Raw genomic sequence first — 20,561 nt, forward strand, 5'->3', positions numbered from 1 at the left:
CGCGTGCCGGGACCCCGCGGCGATCACGCCGGGAGAAGGGCGCGTGGAGGACGGGCGCGGTCACGACGCCCGGCGCCCGCCGGTTCGGGCGGGACGGGCGTCAGCCCGCGGTGAGCAGTTGCCGTACGACATAGCCGGCGGAGTCCACGCCGGACCTGCCGCCTTCGACGAGGGCTGCCACCGAGATGCGGGAGTTGTAGGCGGTCAGCCAGCCGTTGGTGTGGTCGCCCTCCTCGGCGGTGCCCGTCTTGGCGCCGACGCCCGCCAGGCCGCCCAGCCGCGGAGCCGCCGTACCCGAGGCGGCGACGCCGCGCATCATCGACTGCAGAGCCCCGGCCGTTCGCGCGGAGATGGGCCGCGGCGCGGTGTCCTGGTGCTGCCCCAAAAGGATGACCGGCTGTTCGAAGCCGACATTGCGCACGGTCGCCGCCACGGACGCCATGAACAGGGGAGTGGCCGTGACCTTGCCCTGGCCGATGAACTGCGCGGCCTGGTCACTGCCCTGTACGTCCGGCGGGATGCTCGGGTCGGTGGTGGCCACTCCGCCGCCGATCGACCAACTGCCCATGCCGAAGACGTTCACGGCCTCGTCGTGCAGCGCGGAGGCGTCCCCGCCGTGCACCAGATGGTGGAAGCCGTCCTTGATGAAGGAGGTGTTGCACGACACCGTGAACGCCTGGGCGAGGGACGAGGACGGGTTGGCCTTCACGCCTGGATCGTTGTGGAACACCTGGCTGTTGGCCATCAGTGAATCGGTGCACGGCGCCGGGCTGTTCGCCGTCAGGCCGGCCTGGTCGAACAGCGCCGCCGAGGTGATGATCTTCATCGTGGAGCCCGGTGACTTGATGCCGTTGATGGCGATGTCCCCGTCCGCACCGGTGTGCGCGATCGCCAGGATGTGGCCGTTGTTCCAGTCGAGCGCCACCGTCCCGGCGGGCTTGTCCTGCAAGTGGGAGTCCTTCACCGCCTTCTCGGCGACCGCCTGGAGCCGGGCGTCGATGGTCGTCTTGATGACCGGCGCCCGTCCCTTGGAGAAGACCTTCACTCGCTCCACGAGTGCGCCGCCGCCGTCGACCACGGCGACGCCGGTCCCGGTGCTGCCTCCGGTGGCCCGGGCGTTCTGGCGGATCGTCGTGGTGATCTCCCGCAGGGACGGGAAAGCGGACAGGTTCGTCTTCCCGTCGCGTGCCACCACCTTCACGGCGCTCGCGTCGGCGGGGAGCTCACCCGCGGTCAACGACTGGTCCTCCGCCAGGCCCGGGTACAGCACCGAGTTGTTCCAGTGGACGGCGAGCACCCCCTCCGCGCTCTTCAGCACGGCCACCGCACTCGGGTACGTCCACGTGCCACCCGCGACGCGTGCGGTGACCTCGAAGTCGACCTTGGTGGCGCCCTGGGTGACCGCCGAGGGCCCGGCGGCGTGCACGCGAGCGAAGGACAGCTTCTTCAGCCGCAGGCCCTCCGCGTAGTCCCGCAGAGCCTGTCCGGCGGTGTTCGGCACGTCGGTGTCGCTCGCCGCGCCGTCGAGGTGCTGATGCGACCAGCTGTCCAGGAACGCGCGGGTCAGCTCGACCGCTTCGGCGTTGGACGGCGGCGTGCTCGACAGCGCCGCCGCGTCGAAGGTGCCCCCGGCAGCCGGTGTGCCGTCGCCCGGGGAGCTCAGGCTGTGCACGATGTTGTACGTACCGATTCCCCCGAGGACGAGCAGGGCGGTGCACGTACCGGCGAGGCCGATCTTCACAGCTCTGTTCATACGGGGGATCGTATGTATGTTCCATGTACTGGTGTGGCCGACATCGGGAGATCGTTACCGGACGTCAACCTCTGGCTCCCGCCGCCCATCACTGTTTTCGGCCAGTACTCGCTGGTAGCGGCGGTGTGGTCGGCGGTTCGGGGCATGATCGCAGTCATGTCTTCTGAGAGTGACGCCGACGGCCTGGTGGTGTGGGAGGTCCAGCGGTATGAGCCGTTCAGCCGCGTGTGGATCTGCAAGGGCTACGGCCGTACGACCACCGACGTCGACCCGGGAGAGCTGGGCCGTGCCGCCCTGGCCGGCCACCTCGCCAGGGTTCCGGCCCGCGGTGGGGAAACGTTCCGGGCCGTCGTCCGCACCGGCGCGGGCGGCAGCCTGACCATCTCGCCGGACGACCTCCGCACGCACGGCTCGACGGTGAACCCCTCGGTCTGTCAGATGCTGCCCGGATACCTCCGCGACGCCCTCACCTGACCCTCCGCGGTCCGCGGGGACGGGGGAGCGCCGTGGCCGGCCACGGCGTACGACTGCGACCGGCCACTCCGTCGCCCCGTGCTACGTCCCGCCGGCCGGCTCTCCCCGCACGGTGCGTCGGGCCTCAGCCCGCGTGACAGGCCAGGACCGGTGTACCCGCACCGCCCGGGGCCGCTCCGAAGCCGAACGAGGTGGACGCGCCGGGCGCGACGGCGCCGTTGTGACCGGCATCGGTGACCGTCACCGTCCGGCCGCTCTGGGTGTAGGAGGCGTTCCACATCCCGGTGACGGTCTGGCCGCCCGGCCAAATCCAGGTGACCTGCCATGACTTCGTCGTGGCGCGGCCGGTGTTCGTGACCGTGACGTCGGCGTTGAAGCCGCTGCCCCAGTCGCTGCTCACCTTGTAGGCGGTCGAGCACCCCGTGTCCCCGCCCCCGCCGGTGCCGGCCGTGGTCGCGGTGAGGGTGGCGGAGGCCGCCGAAGTGTTGCCTGCCGAGTCCCGCGCCCGGACCGTGTAGTCGTACGCGGTGCCCGCCGTCAGCCCACTGTCGGTGAACGAGATGCCGGTGACCGAACCGACCTTGCCCGTGCCCCGGTAGACGTCGTACCCCGCCACGCCGGTGTCGTCGGAGGACGCCGACCACGTGAGCGAGACCGAGGACGCCGTCGTGCCGGTCACCTTGAGCCCCGTCGGAACCGAGGGCGCCGTGGTGTCGCCGCCGGAGCCGCCTCCGCCGAACCCGGGTGCCTTGACGGACGCGAGGTAGCCGTCCTTCACCGTGTCCACCGTCTGCCAGTCGTCCTTGAGGATGCCGCCGGTGTCACCGGAGTTCGGATTCCACGACCAGAACGTCCAGTTGAAGCTGTCCGCGCCGTACGTACCGGTGGGACGCAGGTAGTCCACCAGCGCGGCCAGCCACTTCTGGTCGACAGCGGACTGGAGGGTGGTGCCGAACTCGCCGAGGAGCACCGGGGCGGTGTTCTGCTTGAAGAGGTAGCCCCAGTACTTGTCCCAGATGCCGGGCATGTTCGCCGGGAACGACACGTCGCCGAACCAGGGCTGCTGAGCCACGCTGGTGGCGTAGTCGTGCGCCGAGTACACCAGGCGGCCCTGCACGTTCAGGCGCACCGGGGCCGAACCGGCGCCGGCGAGATTGCCGCCCCACCAGTAACTCTGGCCGCCGACCGTCTGCACGCCCTCCACGAAGACCAGCAGGTCCGGGTTGACGGACAGTACCGCGTTGCCGGCGCGTTCAGCGGCGAGCCGCCAGTCGGTGGCCGCGTCACCGCAGCCCCAACACGCCGGATCGTGCGGTTCGTTGTGCAGGTCGATGCCGATGACGGCGGTGTCGCCCAGGTAGCGGGCGGCCAGGGCCTTGAGGTCGCCGATCCAGGTGGTCTCGGGTACTGCCGAGGTGTACCAGAGCGCCGACTGCCCCGAGGAGTCGGGTCGATGGCGGTCGAGGATCACCTTCATGCCGACCGAGCCCGCGTAGCCGACGATCTTGTCCATGACCTGGAGCGACGTCAGACCTTCCAGATCGGCGTTGATGCCGCCCGCGTACGAGATGCCGTTGGGGGTGGTGTTCTTGAAGATGTCGTCGCTGTAGGGCAGCCGGATCGTGTTGTAGCCGAGCGACTTCATCTGGTCCGTCATCGACATGTAGTCACGCGACCAGAGTCCGTGCGGCGCGTAGTTGGCGGTCTCGAAGCCGAACCAGTTGACCCCGGCGATCCGCACGGGCGCGTTCTGCGCATCGAGGATCCGGCGCCCGCTGGTGTGCCAGTAGCCGGCACCCGGAGCGGTGGCCGCCGCCGGTCGATGCGGCTCGGAGGGCGCCGCGGCCTGCGCGGTGGCCGGTAGGGACAGCAGGGGGACCAGCGCGACGGCGGTCGCGCAGAGAAGGGCGGCGAGGGTGCGGCCGAGGCGGTGAGCGGGAGGATGACGCATCGTGGGGGTCCTCTCGGCGGGCCTATGTGGGGTGGGAGCGCTCCCATGGTCAGGCGTGGGGTACTGCCTACCGGGTTCGGGTGCTGGAGGGCGTCCGGCCGGCGGCTCCCGCGGGCCGTCCGGGGTGTCCCGCCCCGGGCCGGCCCGGCTCGTCGGAGCCGGACTGCGCCCATGGAAGCCACTAAGCGTGCACACGTCAATACCTGCGGTCGCAATCGCTGTGCCCCGCGTGAGGATCCGGAGCGAAAGACCCTTCGCGGCAAGGGTGTTGACACGAGTGGCCGGACGGCATCACCGTGGGAGCGCTCCCAGTTCCGGTGTCCTGTCCTCCGCGTGTTCCAGCGGCCGGGCACCGCCCCCCCCCGAGTGCTCCGCCACGGTCGTCGTACCCCGGCACCGGATCGTGCCCCGCCGGCCGGCCGTTCAGCCGGTCGGTTCATCGCTTGCCCGCTCGACGGAAGGCCGGACCGGACTGCCGGTGCGCCCCCGGCCGGGCGGTGGGGCACACGTCGGCCCGCTTCTCTCCGTCCGCCCGCACTCCCCGTGATCGGTAGGGCGCCCCTAGCCACGGTGTCGCAGACCGGGCTCCGGTCGGACCGAGGTACGCCGCGCACCTTCCTGATCGCACCAGTCGCACCCGTCGCAGCACGCGCGCACCCCGTACAAGCAGCCTGAACCGCCCGTGCCCGCCCAGTGGGCACGCCCGGGCGCCCGCGAAGCCGACCGTCCGCGGTCGGACCGCGCCTGCCCCACCGCCGGTCACCGGACCGCCGTCAATCAGGAGTCGCTTCATGTCCCTCCCTAGGCCCATCACACGCTTGTGCGAACCGGACGCCCCGCCACCGCAGCCCCGACGTCGCCGCGAGCGAGCGGCCATGGCGTCCGTCGCGTCCGTCGTACTGGCGGCGGGACTGTGCGTGGCGGCCCTGCCGGGCACCGCGTCGGCCGCCGCCAAACTCGACAACCCCTACGTGGGCGCCAAGCCCTATGTGAACCCCGACTGGTCGGCCAGGGAGGCCGCGGAACCCGGCGGTTCAGCCGTCGCCGACCAGCCCACCTTCGTCTGGCTCGACCGCATCGCCGCGATCAACGGCACCTCCGAGGCGCGCGGTCTGAAGGCGCACCTGGACGCGGCCAAGGCACAGGGCGCCAACCTGGTGCAACTGGTGATCTACGACCTGCCCGGCCGTGACTGCGCGGCACTCGCCTCCAACGGCGAGCTGGGTCCCGACGACCTGGGGCGCTACGAGACCGAGTACATCGACCCCATCGCCACGGTCCTCGCCGACCCGGCCTACGCGAGCCTGCGCATCGTCAACCTCGTCGAACCCGACTCGCTGCCCAATCTGGTCACCAACGCCGGCGGCACGGCCGGGTCCACTCCCGAGTGCGCCACCATGAAGTCCAACGGCAACTACGAGAAGGGCGTGGGCTACGCCCTGCACAAGCTCGGAGCGCTGCCGAACACGTACAACTACATCGACGCGGGCCACCACGGCTGGCTCGGCTGGGACAGCAACCTGGTGCCCTCCGCGCAGGAGTTCAAGAAGGCCGCGACGACCAGCGGCGCCACCGTCGGCGACGTGACCGGCTTCATCGTGAACACCGCCAACTATTCGGCCACCAAGGAACCCAACGTCAAGATCACCGACACGGTGAACGGGCAGACCGTCCGCCAGTCGAAGTGGATCGACTGGAACCAGTACGTGGACGAGACGACGTACGCCCAGGGCCTGCGCACCGCGCTGGTCGCCCAGGGCTTCGACAGCGGCATCGGCATGCTGATCGACACCTCCCGCAACGGCTGGGGCGGCTCCGCGAGGCCGACCGGTCCCGGTCCGGCGACGAGCGTGGACGCCTACGTCGACGGCGGCCGCGTCGACCGTCGCATCCACGCCGGCAACTGGTGCAACCAGAGCGGCGCGGGACTCGGCGAACGTCCGGCCACCGCACCCGATCCCGGCGTCGACGCCTACGTCTGGGCCAAGCCGCCGGGCGAGTCGGACGGCGCGAGCAAGGCCATCGACAACGACGAGGGCAAGAGCTTCGACCGGATGTGCGACCCGACGTACACCGGCAACGCGCGCAACGGCAACAACCCCACCGGAGCGCTGGCCGACGCGCCGCTGGCCGGTCACTGGTTCTCCGCCCAGTTCCGCCAGTTGCTCGCCAACGCCTACCCGCCCGTGGACGGTTCGGGCGGCGGAACCGGCGGTGACACGAAGGCGCCGACGGCACCCACCGGCCTGACCGTCTCCGCGACAACCGCAGACAGCGTCTCCCTCACCTGGACCGCCGCCACCGACGACACCGGAGTGGCCGGCTACGACGTCTACCGCGACGGCGTGAAGGCCGGGACAGCCACCGGCACCTCCTACACCGATCAGGGTCTGTCGCCCGCCACCACCTACAGGTACACGGTCAAGGCGCGCGACGCGGCAGGGAACGTCTCCGCGGCCTCGGCGGCGATCGCCGCGACGACGAAGACGTCCGGCGGTGGGGGCGGCGGCACCAGCGGCCTGAAGGCGCAGTACAAGAACAACGACTCCGCCACCGGCGACAACCAGATCAAGCCCGGTCTCCAGCTAGTCAACACGGGCACCGGCGCCGTCGACCTGTCCAGGGTGACCGTCCGCTACTGGTTCACCGGGGAGGCGTCGTCCGCCGGCTTCCAGACGTGGTGCGACTACGCCCAGGTCGGATGCTCCGCCGTGAAGACGTCCGTCACGACCCTGTCGGCCGCCCGCACCGGCGCCGACCACAGCCTCGACGTCACCTTCGCCTCGGGCTCCCTCGCCGCCGGCGCGAACACCGGCGACATCCAGCTCCGGCTGGCGAAAGCGGACTGGTCCAACTTCAACGAGACGGACGACTACAGTCGGGGCACCGGGACGTCGTACGCGGACGCTGCGAAGGTCACCGTGTACGTGGGCGGCACGTTGGTGTGGGGCACGGAACCGTAGGCGGCAGACGCGCGCACCGCACGGCAGGGCGTAGCACCGCTCCCGAGCGGCTCTACGCCCTGCAACACGCTGGCTGTCAGCCCGATCGCCGTTGCCGTTGCCGTTGCCGTTGCCGTTGCCGCTTCGCGCCTCAGCGGCTCTCCGCGACGGCTACGCGCCCCGACCGCAACGACGCCCGCGCGCGTGCCGGGCTGCCGACGTTGTGTGCGAGGTCGAGGAGATGGTCGTCCGCCACGACGCGCAGGCCGTACTCCGCGAGCAGTGCGGCCATCTGCTGAGGTCTCCACAGCGAGCGCCACGGTTCGCCCCCCGTGACCGAACTGCCGAGCACCCGCGTCAGGAGCCGTCCTACGGCCGCCTTCGCCGACGGCGCCTGGTAGTTGAGGACGAGTGCGCTCCCCAGGGCAGTCCGGGCGGCGAGAGCGGCCACGGTGGCGCGCACCTCGTCGCGCCTGAGGTACGGCACGACGCCCTCCCACAGCCATGTCGTCGGCGCGGACGGATCGTGCCCGGCGGCCGCCAACGCCGTCCCGAGATCATCGATGGCGAAGTCGACCGGCGTGAACCGTACGGATCGGGCGAGGGCCGGCAACTCGGCGCCGTGCCGATCGTCCTCGTCCGACTCCCGTGGTACGGCGGCGGCCTCGGCGAGACGGGCGCGCTTGTCCTGTTGGGAGGCGGGATGGTCGACCTCCCACACGTCCGTCCGCGCGAGCTCGGCCAGCCGCCACGCCCGCGAGTCGAGACCGGCTCCGAGGATCACGAGCTGGCCGGTCGCGCGAGCACGGAGCGCCTCGTCGATCGCGACGGTCCGTGGTACGACCACCTCGGCGCACGCTCGCACACTCTCGTACATCGTGCGTTCCCGCCAGCCCTGTGGGGGAGTGCCCGCACGAACCTGGTCCACGACGGCACGTTCCGCGTCGCGGAGCAGCCGTGCCGCCACCGGATCCGCGAACCGGCCGTGAGCAGTTCTCCCGTCCGCGGCCGCCCGTCCCTGGCAGACAAGCACAGCCGTCCGACTCGCCGCACGCCCACGCTCGCTCATGGAGCCGTATTCAACACCACCGCACCCGGCCGTGGCGCCGAGGCGACATCCGGAGCGGCCCTGCATGCGTCGACCGGGGTGCGCCGGCCGGACGGGACCATGAGCGGGGTGCTCGGGTGGACGTAAGTTGGCATGCTGGCGTCATGTCGATCAACTACCCCGAGCCGTACGGTCCTCCGGTTGTCCCGCAGGATCCGGACCCGGTCGCTCCGTTGCCCTTCCACCGGCTGGCGCTCCTGAAGGGACGGCGCGGACGGTGGTGGCGCCCGCTGGCCGGGACGGTCGTGGTGGGCGTCGGCACGGCCCTGCTCATGATGGTGCTCGTCGTCGCATCCGAGGTCGGCGGGGTGATCCTCGACCGCCCGACCGACGCCGACGACATGCGCACCTGGGGCTCGATCGGCGACATGGCTGTCGAGTTGCTGTCCATCGCCATCGCGATCCCGGCGGTCCTTCTGGCGGCGCGCTGGGTGCAGGGCCGTCCGGCCGGGACCGTCTCGTCGGTGACGGGACGACTGCGCCGACGCTGGCTGGGACTGTGCCTCTGGCTGGCGCTGCCGGTCGTCGTGGTGTCGTTGGGGATCACGTTCCTGCTGCCGGGGACGGGGGACAGCGGTGGGGAGGCCGAGTGGGTCGGTTGGCGCTCGTTCCTCCTCGCCCTCGTGATGCTCTGCTGCTTCGTACCGTTGCAGGCGGCTGCCGAGGAGTACGTGTTCCGGGGCTGGTTGGTGCAGGCGGTCGGGTCCTGGCTGCGGTCACCGTGGATCGCCGTGCTGCCCCAGGCCGTGCTGTTCGCCGCGGCTCACGGGTGGGGCACGGCATGGGGCTTCGCCGATCTGGTCGTCTTCGGCGGGGTGATGGGGCTGCTGGCGGTACGCACCGGCGGGCTCGAAGCCTCCATCGCGTTGCACACCCTCAACAACTTGGTGGGGATGGGTATCGCGGCGGGTATCAAGGGTGCACTCGACTCGGACGAAACGGCCGCTGACATGGGCTGGGTGGAAGCGGCCGTCGACATACCGACGATCCTGATCTATGCCGCGGCCGTCCTGTGGTTCGCGCGGCGCCGCGGCATCGCCACGGTGAGTACCGTCGTCCCTCAGGCACCCGCCGTCCACGTGACGTCGCCGCACCCGTGGCCGACCTACTACTCGCCGCTCGGCGCCCAGCACGGACAACAGAGCGGTCCCGTCGGTTACCGGGCGCCGTCGGACGGACAGGGCGCGGCCGGGGCGGCTCCCCGGGTGGCCCGGGTGGCCCCACCCCTCGGCTGGGCTTCGCCCGGGGGCCAGGTACAGTCCGCCGACGTCCGGGTCTCACGGCCCCCCGTGGCCAGCGCACAGCCCGCCCCGACCGATCAGGCACAGACTCCGAACGGCCCTGAGACTCCTCCAGCGACGCGGCCGCCGCACGCACCCTCATGAGGACGGGGCCTGCTGAAGTCTTCCGAGGCGCCACGGACACCGCTGCGGAGCCCCGGTCAGCAGGCCGGCCAACCCGCTGACACCGTCGTACCGGCGGGGAGCCGCGTCCCGCGTCCCCCTAGGCGAAAGCCTCAGTGGCTCGTCCGGTCACGTCGGCGGCCTCCCGCACACCCGCGGCGAGCACCGCGCATGTGAAGGCGATCGCCAGGGCCTTCCACTCCCAAGAGGCGAGCAGGATCACCGGTACGACGAAGAGCGAATGGAGCGCGGAGACAGCGAACGCCCCGCGCGCCCAACCACCGCCGACCATCGACCGGCTCACGGTCGCCCAGTGGCGCCACCACAGCCCCGCGGCCAGCGCCGCGATGCCGGCCATCACAGCGGCGCCCAGCCGGGCCACGTCGGCATCGGTCACATGGTCGGGGTCCAGTGCGGCCGAGCCGGTCGTGTGCACGCTCACTGCGACCGCGGTCCATCCGAGTGCCGCGGCGCTCAGCAGGCAGGCCAGGACTGCCGTCCGCCGCCGCTGGGTCCAACTAGGTTGCTGGTGCAAGAAGTTCGGGTTCATGACTCATCCTAGCCACCGCTCCCGGCCGACCTGTCCGCCGAGTGGAAACAGAGGTGCCCGCCCGCCAGCGTGACCCGACCCCGCCTAGACGACGTCGAATTCGTTGCCTTCCGGGTCCTGGAGCAGGACGGCGTACTGCCCCGTGTCCGGATCGTCCGTGATCCGGAGCATGCCGGCGCCGGCCTTCACCAGCCTTTCCACCGTGGCGGTGACCCGCTGCGTGCGGACCGCCAACGGGACGTCCCGCCCGCCGCCGACCTTCAGGTCGAGGTGTATGCGGTTCTTGCCGGCCTTGGGCTCCGGGACCTGCTGGAACCACACGCGCGGCCCCCGACCGGCGGGGTCGACGATCGACTCCGGGACGTCGCCCGCACCTTGGGGCAACTCCTCCTCGGGCACCCCCATGGCCGCCCAGTACTCCCGCCACGTGGCATGACCGCGCGGGGGAGGCTCGGGGATGTACCCCAGAGCCTCGCTCCAGAACGCCACCAGCCGCTGAGGGTCGGCACAGTCGATCGTCAGTTGCAGCGTCATCTCCATGGGAAGAGCCTGACAGACGCCTCTGACAGCCGTGCCGGACCGGCCTCCCCGGCCCCAGTGGAACGCCTCCGAGACCGGACGGTACGTTCGTGCCGGGGACTATCGGCCGTCACCGATCCGGACCTGCTTCACCTCGCGGTCAATGGCCCAGGCGTCGGCGACCGGCCCGAGGTGGCCGAGCTTGTCGGGATTGATCACGGAGCGAATGGTCTGGATCTGCCCGTCGAACACGTCGAGGGCCAGGATGTGGAGCACCTTGCCGTCCCGGTCGCGGAAGATCGCGCCGGGCTGCCCGTTGATCTCCTGCGGCTCGAACGTCACGCCGATCCGGGCCAACAGGGGGAAGACGGAGAGGAGCAGCCGCGCCACGTTCTCGGTACCGCTGACGGCCCTGGCGAGCTGCGGTGCCTTGCCGCCACCGTCCCCGACCAACTGGACATCCGCGGCCAGCAGATCCCGCAGTCCGCCCACGTCACCGCCTTTCAGCGCGTCGAAGAACCGCGTCGCCAGCTCCTGCCGCTCCTGACCATCCGCTGCGAACCGTGGCCGCCCGGCCCGCATGTGCCGTCGTGCCCGTACCAACAGCTGCCGGCACGCCGCCTCCGACCGCCCCACCGCCGCGGCGACCTCGTCGAACCCGAAGTCGAACACCTCTCGCAGGACGAACACCGCCCGCTCCAGCGGGCTGAGCCGCTCCAGTAGCAGCACCGCCGCCATCGACACCGAGTCGGCCAGCTCGGCCGAGCGCGCCGGATCCTGGTACGGATCGCTGAGCAGCGGCTCGGGGAACCAAGGGCCGACGTACGCCTCCCGCCTCACCCGCGCGGAGCGCAGCACGTCGATCGAGATCCGCGTCACCGTGGACGACAGAAACGCCTTGGCCGACGCGACCTGGGTCGCCGAACCGTCGAAGCGCAGCCACGTCTCCTGCACCGCGTCCTCGGCCTCACCCACGCTGCCCAGAATGCGGTAGGCGATCGAGAACAGCAGCGGCCGCAGCCTCTCGAACTCATCGACCTTGTTCACGACGAAACCCTCCCCGTGCACCTTCTCACCCGCGCGCACTCGCCGGCGCGGACATCTTCCCGTCAGTGGAACTGCCCGGGCTCGTAGTGGCCGGCCGGCTGCTGGGTGATGATGTTCAGCCGGTTCACCGCATTCATGAAGGAGACCAGGACCACCAGGGCCGTGAGCTGTTCCTCGTCGTAGTGCTTGGCGGCGTACGCCCACACCTCGTCGCTGACGCCCGTGGCCGCATCCGCGACCCGGGTCCCCTCCTCCGCCAGCTCCAGCGCGGCACGTTCGGCGTCGGTGAAGACCGTGGCCTCCCGCCACGCCGCGACCAGGTGCAGCCGTACCGAGGTCTCGCCGGCGGCGGCGGCCTCCTTGGTGTGCATGTCGATGCAGGCGGCGCAGCCGTTGATCTGGCTGACGCGGAGCGCCACCAGCTCCTGCGTCGCGGCAGGCAGCGGCGACTCCTTGAGCGCCTTGCCCGCCGACATGAAGTGCTTCAGGACCTTGCCGGTGGTCGGGGCGGCGAAGTAGTTCAGTCGCGCGTCCATGGTGTGCTCCCTCTGCGGTCGTCAGTGCCTACACCCCTTGAGACGAGGTGACCCGCCGCCCTGTGACACGCACGAATGTGACCCGCGTCTCCTCGCCGTCGGCGGGTCCAGAACTCGTCCACGTGCACAGGTTTGACGACTGCTCGCCAAGATGGCTTCAGCTACGCGTCGGGGTGATCCTGGCGAGTCCTTCGATGCCTGCGAGTTGGCCGTGGAGGGCAGGGTCTGGACTCGGAGCGGTGATCAGAAGGAGCACGGGCAGGTCGGGGTGCCGCTCGTCGTAGAGGTCGTTGTCGCCGTCGTCGCCGGGTATGGCGTTCGGCTGGACCTGGATGCGAGTCGCGTCGCTGAGCGTGGCGAGGAGGTAGACGCCGAGGTAGTCGCTGTCCCGTTCGACGAAGGCTGCGCCGAGGCGATCGGTCACCAGGTCGGCAAGCTGCCGGGCGGTGTGGGCACTCGTGCCATAGGTGTCGAAGGCGGTCATGGTCCGGGGTGCTCCTCAGGCGGCGAGTGGCCAGTCGGGTTCTGCCAATGGCTTGCGTTCGAAGGGGGCGCCGGCGCGGACGAGCGGGACGCGGGTGGCTTCGGTGACCGTGTGTACGGCAGGCATCCTCAAACGTCCTGAGAGGATGCCGGCATGGCAGATTCCCCGATGCACATCAACGCCCTCATCGTCGACGCCACCGACCCTGAGCGGATGGCCGCGTTCTGGGCCGAGCTGCTCGGCAGGCCGGTCGTGGGCCGGACCGGGCCGTACGTGTGGCTGCGGCGGGAGAACGGTCTCGGCCTGGGCTTCCAACAGACCGCCGAGCCCAAGTCGGGCAAGAACCGCATGCACTTCGACGTCACCTCACCCGACCCGGCGAGCGAGCAGCAGCGGGTCGAGGCGCTCGGTGGGCGCCGACTGGAGCAGTACGCGGACGGCGGATTCCTGGTCATGGCGGACCCCCAGGGCAACGAGTTCTGCATCATCCCCGAGGGCCCCTTCGAACTCGACGACGACGGGCGCACCACCTACCTGGAGGGCCGCTGACCGTTCAGCCCTGGGTGCGGACGGCAGCCTGAGCCTGCGAATCCCGCTTCCAGTCCTGGGCGAGGAGTCCGAGCACCACTTCGTCGACGAACTCGCCCAACACCCAGGCCGAGGAACGCAGCACACCCTCGCGGACGAAGCCGTTGCGCTCGGCGGAGCGCAGCATCGCGGTGTTGTCCGACAGCGTCTCTATCTGCAGCCGCTGCAGGCCGCGCACCACGAAGGCGTAGTGGCACAGCACCGCGACCACGTCGGTGCCGTAGCCCTTGCCACGGGAGGACGGCAGCAGCCCCAGCCCGATGTGCGCGGATCGGTTGTGGGTGTCGATGCCCCAGAGCACCGTGGTGCCGACCAGGGTGCCGCCCTCGAGCTCCACGACGGAGAACTGGGCGCGCTGCTGCTCCTCGTCGTCCACCACGAGCCGCGGATCCTGGTAGCCGGGTGTGACCGGCCGCCACGGTCCGCTCTCGGCCCGGGAGGAGTTGACCACGTCGTCGTAGAGCTCGGATCGCAGGACCGGGATGTCGTCCTCGTGGCGAGCCCTGAGCCCCACCTTGCTGCCTCTCAACATACGAGCTTCCTATCGGGCGCGACCGGCCGGCGGCAAACCAATATGTGGACGCCCGAGTTGACACGGCGGCGGCACGGACGTCGAGGAGGAGCTTGATCAGGTCGGGGCGCGAAGAGGACGGCCCCCTCGGAGTGATCTCTGAGGGGGCTGTCGCGGGCCCGGGGTCATCGGGGGAGGGCAGCGCGGCTGCCCTCCCCGTCATGCGCGGCCCGGCGAGACGGTCAGTACTGCTCGGTCTCCATGAAACCCGTGCCCCCGTTGTCGTCCGCGTCGAAGGCGGCGGCGGTCGGGTCGAATCCGGGCGGGCTGTCCTTCAGGGCCAGGCCCATGCCGGCCAGCTTCGCCTTGACCTCGTCGATGGACTTCGCACCGAAGTTGCGGATGTCCAGGAGGTCCGCCTCCGAGCGCGCGAGCAGCTCGCCCACCGAGTGGACGCCCTCACGCTTGAGGCAGTTGTAGGAACGGACCGTGAGCTCGAGCTCCTCGATCGGCAGCGCCAGGTCGGCGGCCAGGGCGGCGTCCGTGGGGGACGGGCCCATGTCGATGCCCTCGGCGTCGATGTTCAGCTCGCGGGCGAGACCGAACAGCTCGACCAGGGTCTTGCCGGCCGACGCCATGGCGTCACGCGGACGCATGGCCTGCTTCGTCTCGACGTCGACGATCAGCTTGTCGAAGTCGGTCCGCTGCTCGACACGCGTGGCCTCGACCTTGTACGTGACCTTCAGGACCGGCGAGTAGATGGAGTCGACCGGGACGCGGCCGATCTCCTGGCCCGCCTGCTTGTTCTGCACGGCGGAGACGTAGCCGCGACCGCGCTCGACGGTCAGCTCCATCTCCAGCTTGCCCTTGCCGTTGAGCGTGGCGAGGGCGAGATCGGGATTGTGGACCTCGACACCGGCCGGGGGCGCGATGTCGGCGGCGGTGACCAGACCCGGGCCCTGCTTGCGCAGGTACATCACGACCGGCTCGTCGTGCTCCGAGGAGACGACCAGCTGCTTGATGTTGAGGATCAGGTCGGTGACATCCTCCTTGACGCCCGGCACGGTGGTGAACTCATGCAGGACACCGTCGACGCGGATGCTGGTGACAGCAGCGCCGGGGATCGACGAGAGGAGGGTGCGACGGAGAGAGTTGCCGAGGGTGTAGCCGAAGCCCGGCTCCAGCGGCTCGATCACGAACCGGGAGCGGAACTCGTCGACGACCTCTTCGGTCAGGGACGGACGCTGAGCAATCAGCACGAGGTATTGCCTCCAACTTTTCGGCGCCCGCTATGTGACGCCCGTAGACACCAGAAGGGTACGGGCGGTTCGGCCTTCTACGAAGTCGAACCGCCCGTCGGCCGGCCGACCGACAGGCTCAGCTCGTGCTGGAAAGGGGGTCCAACGGTCAGCGAGGTAGCCACCAGTGCGCTTCGTAGGCGCATACTAGGGGCAATGACAAAGCCTGCTGCACCTAAGCGCCATTTGCCCACGAGCCCCTTCAAGGCTCCCATCACGCCGCCTCCGAAGCACTTCGCCGTGGGCGACCAGGTCACGCACGACGCGTACGGCCTCGGTCGGGTGATCGGCATCGAGGACGGAGTCGCGGCACTCGTGGATTTCGGTTCCGAGCAGATGCGGATCCTGAGCCCCTACAGCAAGATGACCAAGCTGTAGGGACCGCGAAGATGACCAAGCCGTAGGGGCCGCGGTTCCAGATCGCGGCGCCCCGGCGGCCTTCAGAGCCGTGCCCACGAAGGCGACACCCCTCGCCATCGCGGTGGACGCCCTGCGGGACGCGACTGGGGGCTGCGGCAGAAGGTTTGTGGCGCGCCCAGGTGACACGCGTCAGCCCAGTGGCTCGCAGGCGTGTGGAAGGGCGACGCGCCCGAAGCGCCGGAAGCTGTCGTCGCCGGCTCGGCCGAGGCGGGAACGGCAGGGGCGAACGGGCGCGCGAAGGACTCCGTCGGTCAGCGGGCGGCCGGGAAGATCTTCAGCCAGGTGCCCCCGTCCTGCTCCGTGGCGTCCGAGTAGCCGCAGCCGTCCGCTTGCGCGGTCGCGCCCGGGTAGGCCACCTCGATGCGGACCTTCGGGAAGTCCTCGATGAACGCCGCGATCGCCGTCCGGCCGTCCTTGCCGGGCCCCCGCTCGCAGTCGAGCCGTACGGTCCCCTGGCCGATGCCACGGATCCACTGCCGGAACGCCTGCGGGCGCATCAGCCGCTCGGGCACCATCTGGGTGCTGATGTCCCGTGCGATCCCGTCCATGACAGCGGTCACCTCGTCGAGCGGCGCCGCGGTGGAACTCGGTGCCGGGTACAGGTACGAGGAGTGGGGCTGCTGGTCGATGCCCCGCACGGTGCCGGTGAATCGCTGGCCGCCGGACCCGGTGACCTTGACGTCGAAGGTGCCGGTGGCTGCGGCGACCGGGGTGCCCGGGTAGGTCTTGGCCCACAGCTGGTCCGTGCGCTGCGTGGCGTCGCCGATGCCGTACTGCCCGTACAGGCCGTCGCCCGCCGGGATCAGGGCCGCGGACCCGCCGCCGCGCAGCGCGTTGCGGTAGCGGACCTGGAGGGTCAGGGCCGGGAAATCCCTGCGGAAGTCCTTGATCACCGACCGGCAGGAGTGACACGGGCCCATGTCGGAGTACAGGTCCACCGTGCCTTTGCGGACCGCGCCGATTCGCGCCGTGTACTGAGCGGTGCTCCGGCATCCCAGGTGGCGGTAGATCTCGTCGGCGAGGAGGTTCACCACCTGCCGTTCCGCGTCCTTGCTGTGCTGGACGCCCTGGAGGGCTCCGGTCCAGTCCTCCGGCTCGGGCAGGTCCTGGTAGTAGTTGTCCCCGCGCAGGGCCTGGTGCGAGACGCTCTGGACCTCTCCTTCGAGGTCCGCGTACCCGATGAAGGCGATCGAGTACCGCAGGATCGCCTTGTTGGTGAATGCCGCGGTGGTCATGCGCTGCTTCCCCCACTTCGTCACGGTGTACTGCACGCGACCGCCCCCACGGTCGATTCCCCTCGCCGGTCACCCGTCCACCGATCCAGGGGCGGAGGGGAGAACGCACGCTCGGCACACGGAACGGGGACGGTCGATCGGCCCCTGGTGGCTTCCCGGCGGTGACGCGCGTCAATCCTGACGGCGGTCGCGGCGGGAGCACGCTCGTCGCGCCGCGCCGGGGATCAGCGCCCCATGGCGCCGGCAGCGCGGGGGGCTGGGGAAGGCGCCGGTCGTACCGGGCGATGAGGCCGTCCTGGCTCTTGTCCGCTGCTGCGGCAGCGCGGTCCCATCCCCGTGGGGGACGTCTGCCGACGGCCGCCCCAGCGCCTTCGCGAGGGCGTCGGCGAGTACGTCCGCTCCGTGGGCGGTGAGATGGACTCCGTCCAGGAAGCACGGGAGCGTCCTCTTCCGCGTAGACGGTGGACAGATCGAGGAAGATCGAGGTCGGGAAGCGCGAGGACAACCCGGTCAGGCCCTGCCGGTAGACCTGGTGGACGGAGGCGATCGAATCGGCGTAGGCGTCGAACAGTTCGGCGCGGCCGGGCTGCCTCTCCCTGCCGGTGAAGGCGAGGCCGCCCGATTCGGCTCCCGGGGTGGCGTCCAGGTCGCCGCGTGCCTCCCACACCCGGTGGTGTTCGGGGAGGGTGCGGGCGGCCTCGGTACGGGTGAGTCCCTCCAGGACCCCCGCGGCCGCTTCCGCGAGCAGCCGGGTGCTGGTCACGGGCAGACCCAGTCGGCGGCCGGCGGCCGGCGGCGGCCGCGGTCGCTCGGGCACGCACGGCGTCGCTGCTCCAGATGGTGCGGATGCCGGCGTCGTCCGTGAGCCCGGCCGCCCACCGCTCGGCCTCGGCGGCTCCGGCCGCGGTCAGCGGCGGCGAGGCGATGTCGTCCTGGACCCTGGCCTGCGCGTTCCACACCGACTCGGCGTGCCGGCCCACGGTCAACCGCACCGGGGTGTGTGCTGCCGCGACCGTCCTCCTCAGCCGGCCGCGGTCGTGACGGCGCCGGCACCGTACGCAGCCCAGGCGGCCGACGTTCCCGATTGCCGCGCGTCAAGGGCGATGTGGGGTGAGATGTTCGGCTGCGGGAATCCGGTGGTCTCCTTGCGGGCAGGCAGGTGAGTACGGTGCTCGGCCGCTCCGGCAGTCCTGCGGCTTTGACTTGGACAGATGGACCTTGAACACGGACCCCACGTACTGTTCGCGAACGTGTGCCGGGCTGCGGGTACATCGGGCCGTTCACCCGCGGCCGCGGTGGTGGGAGCGCCGGCAGCGGCCGCTCGACGGTCTTCTGAAGGGTTGCGATGCGTTGGTCCACTGCTCTGGCCAAGGCGGGGATCACTGATCCGCACGTGCGGCGGGCCTACGAGGCCCAACGTCGGGGCGTGCGTGAGTTTGCCCTGCACGAGTACGTGGCGGTCCGGTTGCTGCTCCCCGCTCGGCTTCAGCCGCCCGTCATCGCCGCCGTGGCGTACATGCACAGGACCGATGAGCTGATCGACACCGGCGAGATGAGCGTCCGCCAGGCGGCTCTGCGCTCCTGGGCCGAGCGGACCGCACCTGCCCTGGAGGCCGACGATCCGCCCGCGGACCACACCCTGTTGGCTCTGTGGGACTCCGTCCGTCGGCACCCCCACATGCCCGCACGTGTGCGCGCCTTTCTGGCGGGCGCACCGGTCGAGGCCGCCTGGACGGGCTTCGACACCGAGGCCGACTTCCAGGACTACGTGGACCGCTACGCCCTCCCGGCCCTGATGCTGACAGCCTCGCTGCTCGCGCCCCGCCCGGACGCCGGAGCGGACGACCCGTTCGCTGCCGGATGCCGAGCGCTGATCGAGGGGTGGCAGCGCTGCGACTTCCTCGCCGACCTGGCCGAGGACGTGGCCCACGGCCGGATCGGAATTCCACAGGACGAACTCCTCCGGCATGGCGTGACGTTCGAGGACCTGCGGAGCACATCGCGGGCGTGCGTACCCGCTCTGGAACGTCTGGTCCGCTCGCAGACCGACCGAGCCGAAACGGCTCTTGCCGCTTGCCGAGATCTTCCGTCACTCGTCGCGGTCGAGTACCGGCCGTTCCTCGACGCCCTCGTCGGTGTCCAGGAGCTTCGGTTGGCCGCGGTGAGGCGCAAGGGCGGCGACCTCCTGTACCGGGAGGCAGGACCGGCACCGATGGCTTCCGTCGCCGTCCTGACCCGACAGTTCCGCCGTGCGTGGGCCCATCGGCGTCGCCGGCCCCACGACATCTCAAGCGGTACGTCGATCCGATGACCGACTCCGTGCCGCCGGGCGGCGCTGTTGTCGACCCGGACGAACTGGACGCTCGGTGGGCGCACGCCTGGCGGCCGGAACAGGTCGCTGAGCGGCTGGCCGGGATCAATGCCCCGTGGTGCGTCGCGGCGGGCTGGGCGCTGGATCTGTTCCGCGGCGAGCAGTCGCGGCCGCACGATGATCTGGAGATCGCCGTGCCCGCGGCGGACTTCACGGAGATTCGGGACCGGTTCCCGACGTACGTCTTCGACGCGGTGGGCTCGGGGCGGATCTGGACGGGCGCAGGAGCAGAGGCGCTCGCCGTCACCCACCAGACCTGGTTGCGGGATCCCGAGAGCGGTCGGTTCTTCTTCGACGTCTTGCGGGAGCCGCACGAGGGCGGGACATGGATCTGCCGGCGGGACGAGAACCTGAGACTGCCGTACGACACGATCATCGAGCGAACCGCGGACGGCATCCCCTATCTGGTGCCCGAGCTCGTCCTGCTGTTCAAAGCGAAGGCGGCTCGTCCCAAGGACCATGCGGACTTCCATGGAGTCCTCCCCCTGCTCAGCCAGGCACGGCAAGACCGACTCAACACCTGGCTGAAGCGCGTGCATCCCGGACACGCTTGGCTGGAGAAGCCGGCGAGGGGGTGACGGACACCCCGGCTGGAACGGCCATGGACGAGACCAGGCCACAAGGAGTCACCAAGTGCCGCCTGCCCGGTTGACGGGCAGATCGGAAGGAATCGCTTCGGATACGCTGGTCCGCATGCCCCCAGCGACGAACCCTCCCCTGCCGCCTCTCCGCGTCGATGACCCCAAGGTCATGCGGGCGCTCGCCCACCCTGCCCGGTTGGCGATCATGGCGCGTCTGGCGGAGGTGGGGCCGGGGACGGCGACCGAATGTGCCGCCGCGACAGGCCTCTCGCCGTCCGCGACGAGTTGGCACCTACGGGCACTCGCCGAGTCAGGGCTGATCGAGGAGGCTGAGCATCCTGACAAGCGCAAGCACCTGTGGCGTGCACGCTCGTCCCAACTCGTGGTAGCCGACAGCCGGCAGGACGGCGGTGCGGCGAGCCGGGAACTGCTGCGGCAGTACTTGTCCCGCAGCGACCGGCAGTTGGAGGAGTGGCTCGGTGTCGAAGGCGAGCAGCCGGAAGAGTGGCGTGACGCGCTGTCCGTCCTCAACGCCAGGGTCGAGGTGCGGCCTGAGGAGTTGGATGAACTCCTCCTCCAGGTCAAGGCGCTTTTCCAGGCGTACAGCGACCGTGCGCGCGACGGGGGCGAGGCCGGCCGCCGTCCGGTGGCGATCTCACTGCGAGCGGTGCCGGAGGCCCCTCCCAAAGGTTGACGCCGAACTCCGAAGCTGAAACTTCGAAGCGCCAACTTCGAAAATCGCTCGCTTCGCGGCCTTCGAAGTTATAGCTTCGGATCATGACTTCGGCTG

Annotated in this window: 19 protein-coding genes and 2 pseudogenes; 8 read left to right on the plus strand and 13 right to left on the minus strand. The window is 70.4% G+C overall.

Annotated elements, in window-relative coordinates; genetic code table 11:
* Positions 1–100: 100 nt before the first annotated feature.
* On the minus strand, positions 101–1,753 hold the full coding sequence (locus ACF08B_RS29400) for a penicillin-binding transpeptidase domain-containing protein (protein ID WP_392320162.1): 1,653 nt from the start codon (positions 1,751–1,753) through the stop codon (positions 101–103).
* A gap of 156 nt (positions 1,754–1,909) precedes the next feature.
* Here ACF08B_RS29400 and ACF08B_RS29405 point away from each other — a divergent pair, with 156 nt between their 5' ends.
* A complete protein-coding gene (locus ACF08B_RS29405; protein ID WP_392320163.1) occupies positions 1,910–2,227 on the plus strand; it encodes a hypothetical protein in 318 nt (105 codons plus the stop codon).
* A 124-nt stretch (positions 2,228–2,351) separates the two neighbouring features.
* Here ACF08B_RS29405 and ACF08B_RS29410 read toward each other — a convergent pair whose 3' ends face one another.
* On the minus strand, positions 2,352–4,178 hold the full coding sequence (locus tag ACF08B_RS29410) for a cellulase family glycosylhydrolase (protein ID WP_392320164.1): 1,827 nt from the start codon (positions 4,176–4,178) through the stop codon (positions 2,352–2,354).
* An 875-nt stretch (positions 4,179–5,053) separates the two neighbouring features.
* On the opposite strand from ACF08B_RS29410, the gene ACF08B_RS29415 reads away from it, so the two are divergent.
* Positions 5,054–7,141, plus strand: coding sequence for a glycoside hydrolase family 6 protein (locus tag ACF08B_RS29415; protein ID WP_392320165.1), 2,088 nt, complete (start codon positions 5,054–5,056; stop codon positions 7,139–7,141).
* A 130-nt stretch (positions 7,142–7,271) separates the two neighbouring features.
* Here the strand turns inward: ACF08B_RS29415 and ACF08B_RS29420 are convergent, their stop codons facing one another.
* On the minus strand, positions 7,272–8,189 hold the full coding sequence (locus ACF08B_RS29420) for a class I SAM-dependent methyltransferase (RefSeq protein WP_392320166.1): 918 nt from the start codon (positions 8,187–8,189) through the stop codon (positions 7,272–7,274).
* Between the two features lie 143 nt (positions 8,190–8,332).
* Here ACF08B_RS29420 and ACF08B_RS29425 point away from each other — a divergent pair, with 143 nt between their 5' ends.
* A complete protein-coding gene (locus ACF08B_RS29425) occupies positions 8,333–9,613 on the plus strand; it encodes a type II CAAX prenyl endopeptidase Rce1 family protein (protein WP_392320167.1) in 1,281 nt (426 codons plus the stop codon).
* A gap of 118 nt (positions 9,614–9,731) precedes the next feature.
* Here the strand turns inward: ACF08B_RS29425 and ACF08B_RS29430 are convergent, their stop codons facing one another.
* The 5 genes from ACF08B_RS29430 to ACF08B_RS29450 form a co-directional block, all read right to left on the minus strand.
* Entirely contained in the window at positions 9,732–10,181 is a 450-nt protein-coding gene (locus ACF08B_RS29430; RefSeq protein WP_392320168.1) for a hypothetical protein, read from the minus strand.
* 84 nt (positions 10,182–10,265) lie between these two features.
* Entirely contained in the window at positions 10,266–10,721 is a 456-nt protein-coding gene (locus tag ACF08B_RS29435; RefSeq protein ID WP_392320169.1) for a VOC family protein, read from the minus strand.
* A 99-nt stretch (positions 10,722–10,820) separates the two neighbouring features.
* Positions 10,821–11,747, minus strand: coding sequence for an RNA polymerase sigma-70 factor (locus ACF08B_RS29440; RefSeq protein ID WP_392320170.1), 927 nt, complete (start codon positions 11,745–11,747; stop codon positions 10,821–10,823).
* 62 nt (positions 11,748–11,809) lie between these two features.
* Positions 11,810–12,283: a carboxymuconolactone decarboxylase family protein gene (locus ACF08B_RS29445; RefSeq protein WP_392320171.1), complete on the minus strand. Its 474-nt coding sequence runs from the start codon at positions 12,281–12,283 to the stop codon at positions 11,810–11,812.
* A gap of 157 nt (positions 12,284–12,440) precedes the next feature.
* A complete protein-coding gene (locus ACF08B_RS29450) occupies positions 12,441–12,767 on the minus strand; it encodes a hypothetical protein (RefSeq protein WP_392320172.1) in 327 nt (108 codons plus the stop codon).
* A 153-nt stretch (positions 12,768–12,920) separates the two neighbouring features.
* Here ACF08B_RS29450 and ACF08B_RS29455 point away from each other — a divergent pair, with 153 nt between their 5' ends.
* Complete coding sequence (locus tag ACF08B_RS29455) at positions 12,921–13,316, plus strand: VOC family protein (RefSeq protein WP_392320173.1); 396 nt, start codon at positions 12,921–12,923, stop codon at positions 13,314–13,316.
* A gap of 4 nt (positions 13,317–13,320) precedes the next feature.
* On the opposite strand, the gene ACF08B_RS29460 is transcribed toward ACF08B_RS29455, so the two are convergent.
* Complete coding sequence (locus tag ACF08B_RS29460; RefSeq protein ID WP_392320174.1) at positions 13,321–13,887, minus strand: GNAT family N-acetyltransferase; 567 nt, start codon at positions 13,885–13,887, stop codon at positions 13,321–13,323.
* A gap of 221 nt (positions 13,888–14,108) precedes the next feature.
* On the minus strand, positions 14,109–15,125 hold the full coding sequence (locus tag ACF08B_RS29465; protein ID WP_073898327.1) for a DNA-directed RNA polymerase subunit alpha: 1,017 nt from the start codon (positions 15,123–15,125) through the stop codon (positions 14,109–14,111).
* A gap of 195 nt (positions 15,126–15,320) precedes the next feature.
* Here ACF08B_RS29465 and ACF08B_RS29470 point away from each other — a divergent pair, with 195 nt between their 5' ends.
* A complete protein-coding gene (locus tag ACF08B_RS29470; RefSeq protein ID WP_073898329.1) occupies positions 15,321–15,542 on the plus strand; it encodes a hypothetical protein in 222 nt (73 codons plus the stop codon).
* A gap of 293 nt (positions 15,543–15,835) precedes the next feature.
* On the opposite strand, the gene ACF08B_RS29475 is transcribed toward ACF08B_RS29470, so the two are convergent.
* From ACF08B_RS29475 to ACF08B_RS29485, 3 genes and pseudogenes are all read right to left on the minus strand, one after another.
* A complete protein-coding gene (locus ACF08B_RS29475; RefSeq protein WP_392320175.1) occupies positions 15,836–16,819 on the minus strand; it encodes a deaminase domain-containing protein in 984 nt (327 codons plus the stop codon).
* Between the two features lie 631 nt (positions 16,820–17,450).
* A pseudogene (locus ACF08B_RS29480) lies at positions 17,451–17,636 on the minus strand (histidine phosphatase family protein); the annotation flags it as partial.
* Positions 17,637–17,664: 28 nt separating this feature from the next.
* Positions 17,665–17,811: pseudogene (locus ACF08B_RS29485) on the minus strand (histidine phosphatase family protein); the annotation flags it as partial.
* Between the two features lie 434 nt (positions 17,812–18,245).
* Here ACF08B_RS29485 and ACF08B_RS29490 point away from each other — a divergent pair.
* The 3 genes from ACF08B_RS29490 to ACF08B_RS29500 all read left to right on the plus strand — a co-directional run bounded on the left by ACF08B_RS29490 (position 18,246) and on the right by ACF08B_RS29500 (position 20,465).
* Positions 18,246–19,130 carry a squalene/phytoene synthase family protein gene (locus ACF08B_RS29490; RefSeq protein WP_392320176.1) on the plus strand — a complete coding sequence of 295 codons (885 nt, stop codon included), beginning with the start codon at positions 18,246–18,248 and terminating at the stop codon, positions 19,128–19,130.
* Positions 19,127–19,768: a nucleotidyltransferase domain-containing protein gene (locus tag ACF08B_RS29495; protein ID WP_392320177.1), complete on the plus strand. Its 642-nt coding sequence runs from the start codon at positions 19,127–19,129 to the stop codon at positions 19,766–19,768. The genes ACF08B_RS29490 and ACF08B_RS29495 overlap by 4 nt, the downstream gene beginning before the upstream one ends.
* A 115-nt stretch (positions 19,769–19,883) precedes the next feature.
* Complete coding sequence (locus ACF08B_RS29500) at positions 19,884–20,465, plus strand: ArsR/SmtB family transcription factor (RefSeq protein ID WP_392320178.1); 582 nt, start codon at positions 19,884–19,886, stop codon at positions 20,463–20,465.
* Positions 20,466–20,561 lie beyond the last annotated feature (96 nt).

The sequence above is a fragment of the Streptomyces sp. NPDC015139 genome (assembly GCF_043079785.1).
GTDB lineage: Bacteria > Actinomycetota > Actinomycetes > Streptomycetales > Streptomycetaceae > Streptomyces > Streptomyces albidocamelliae.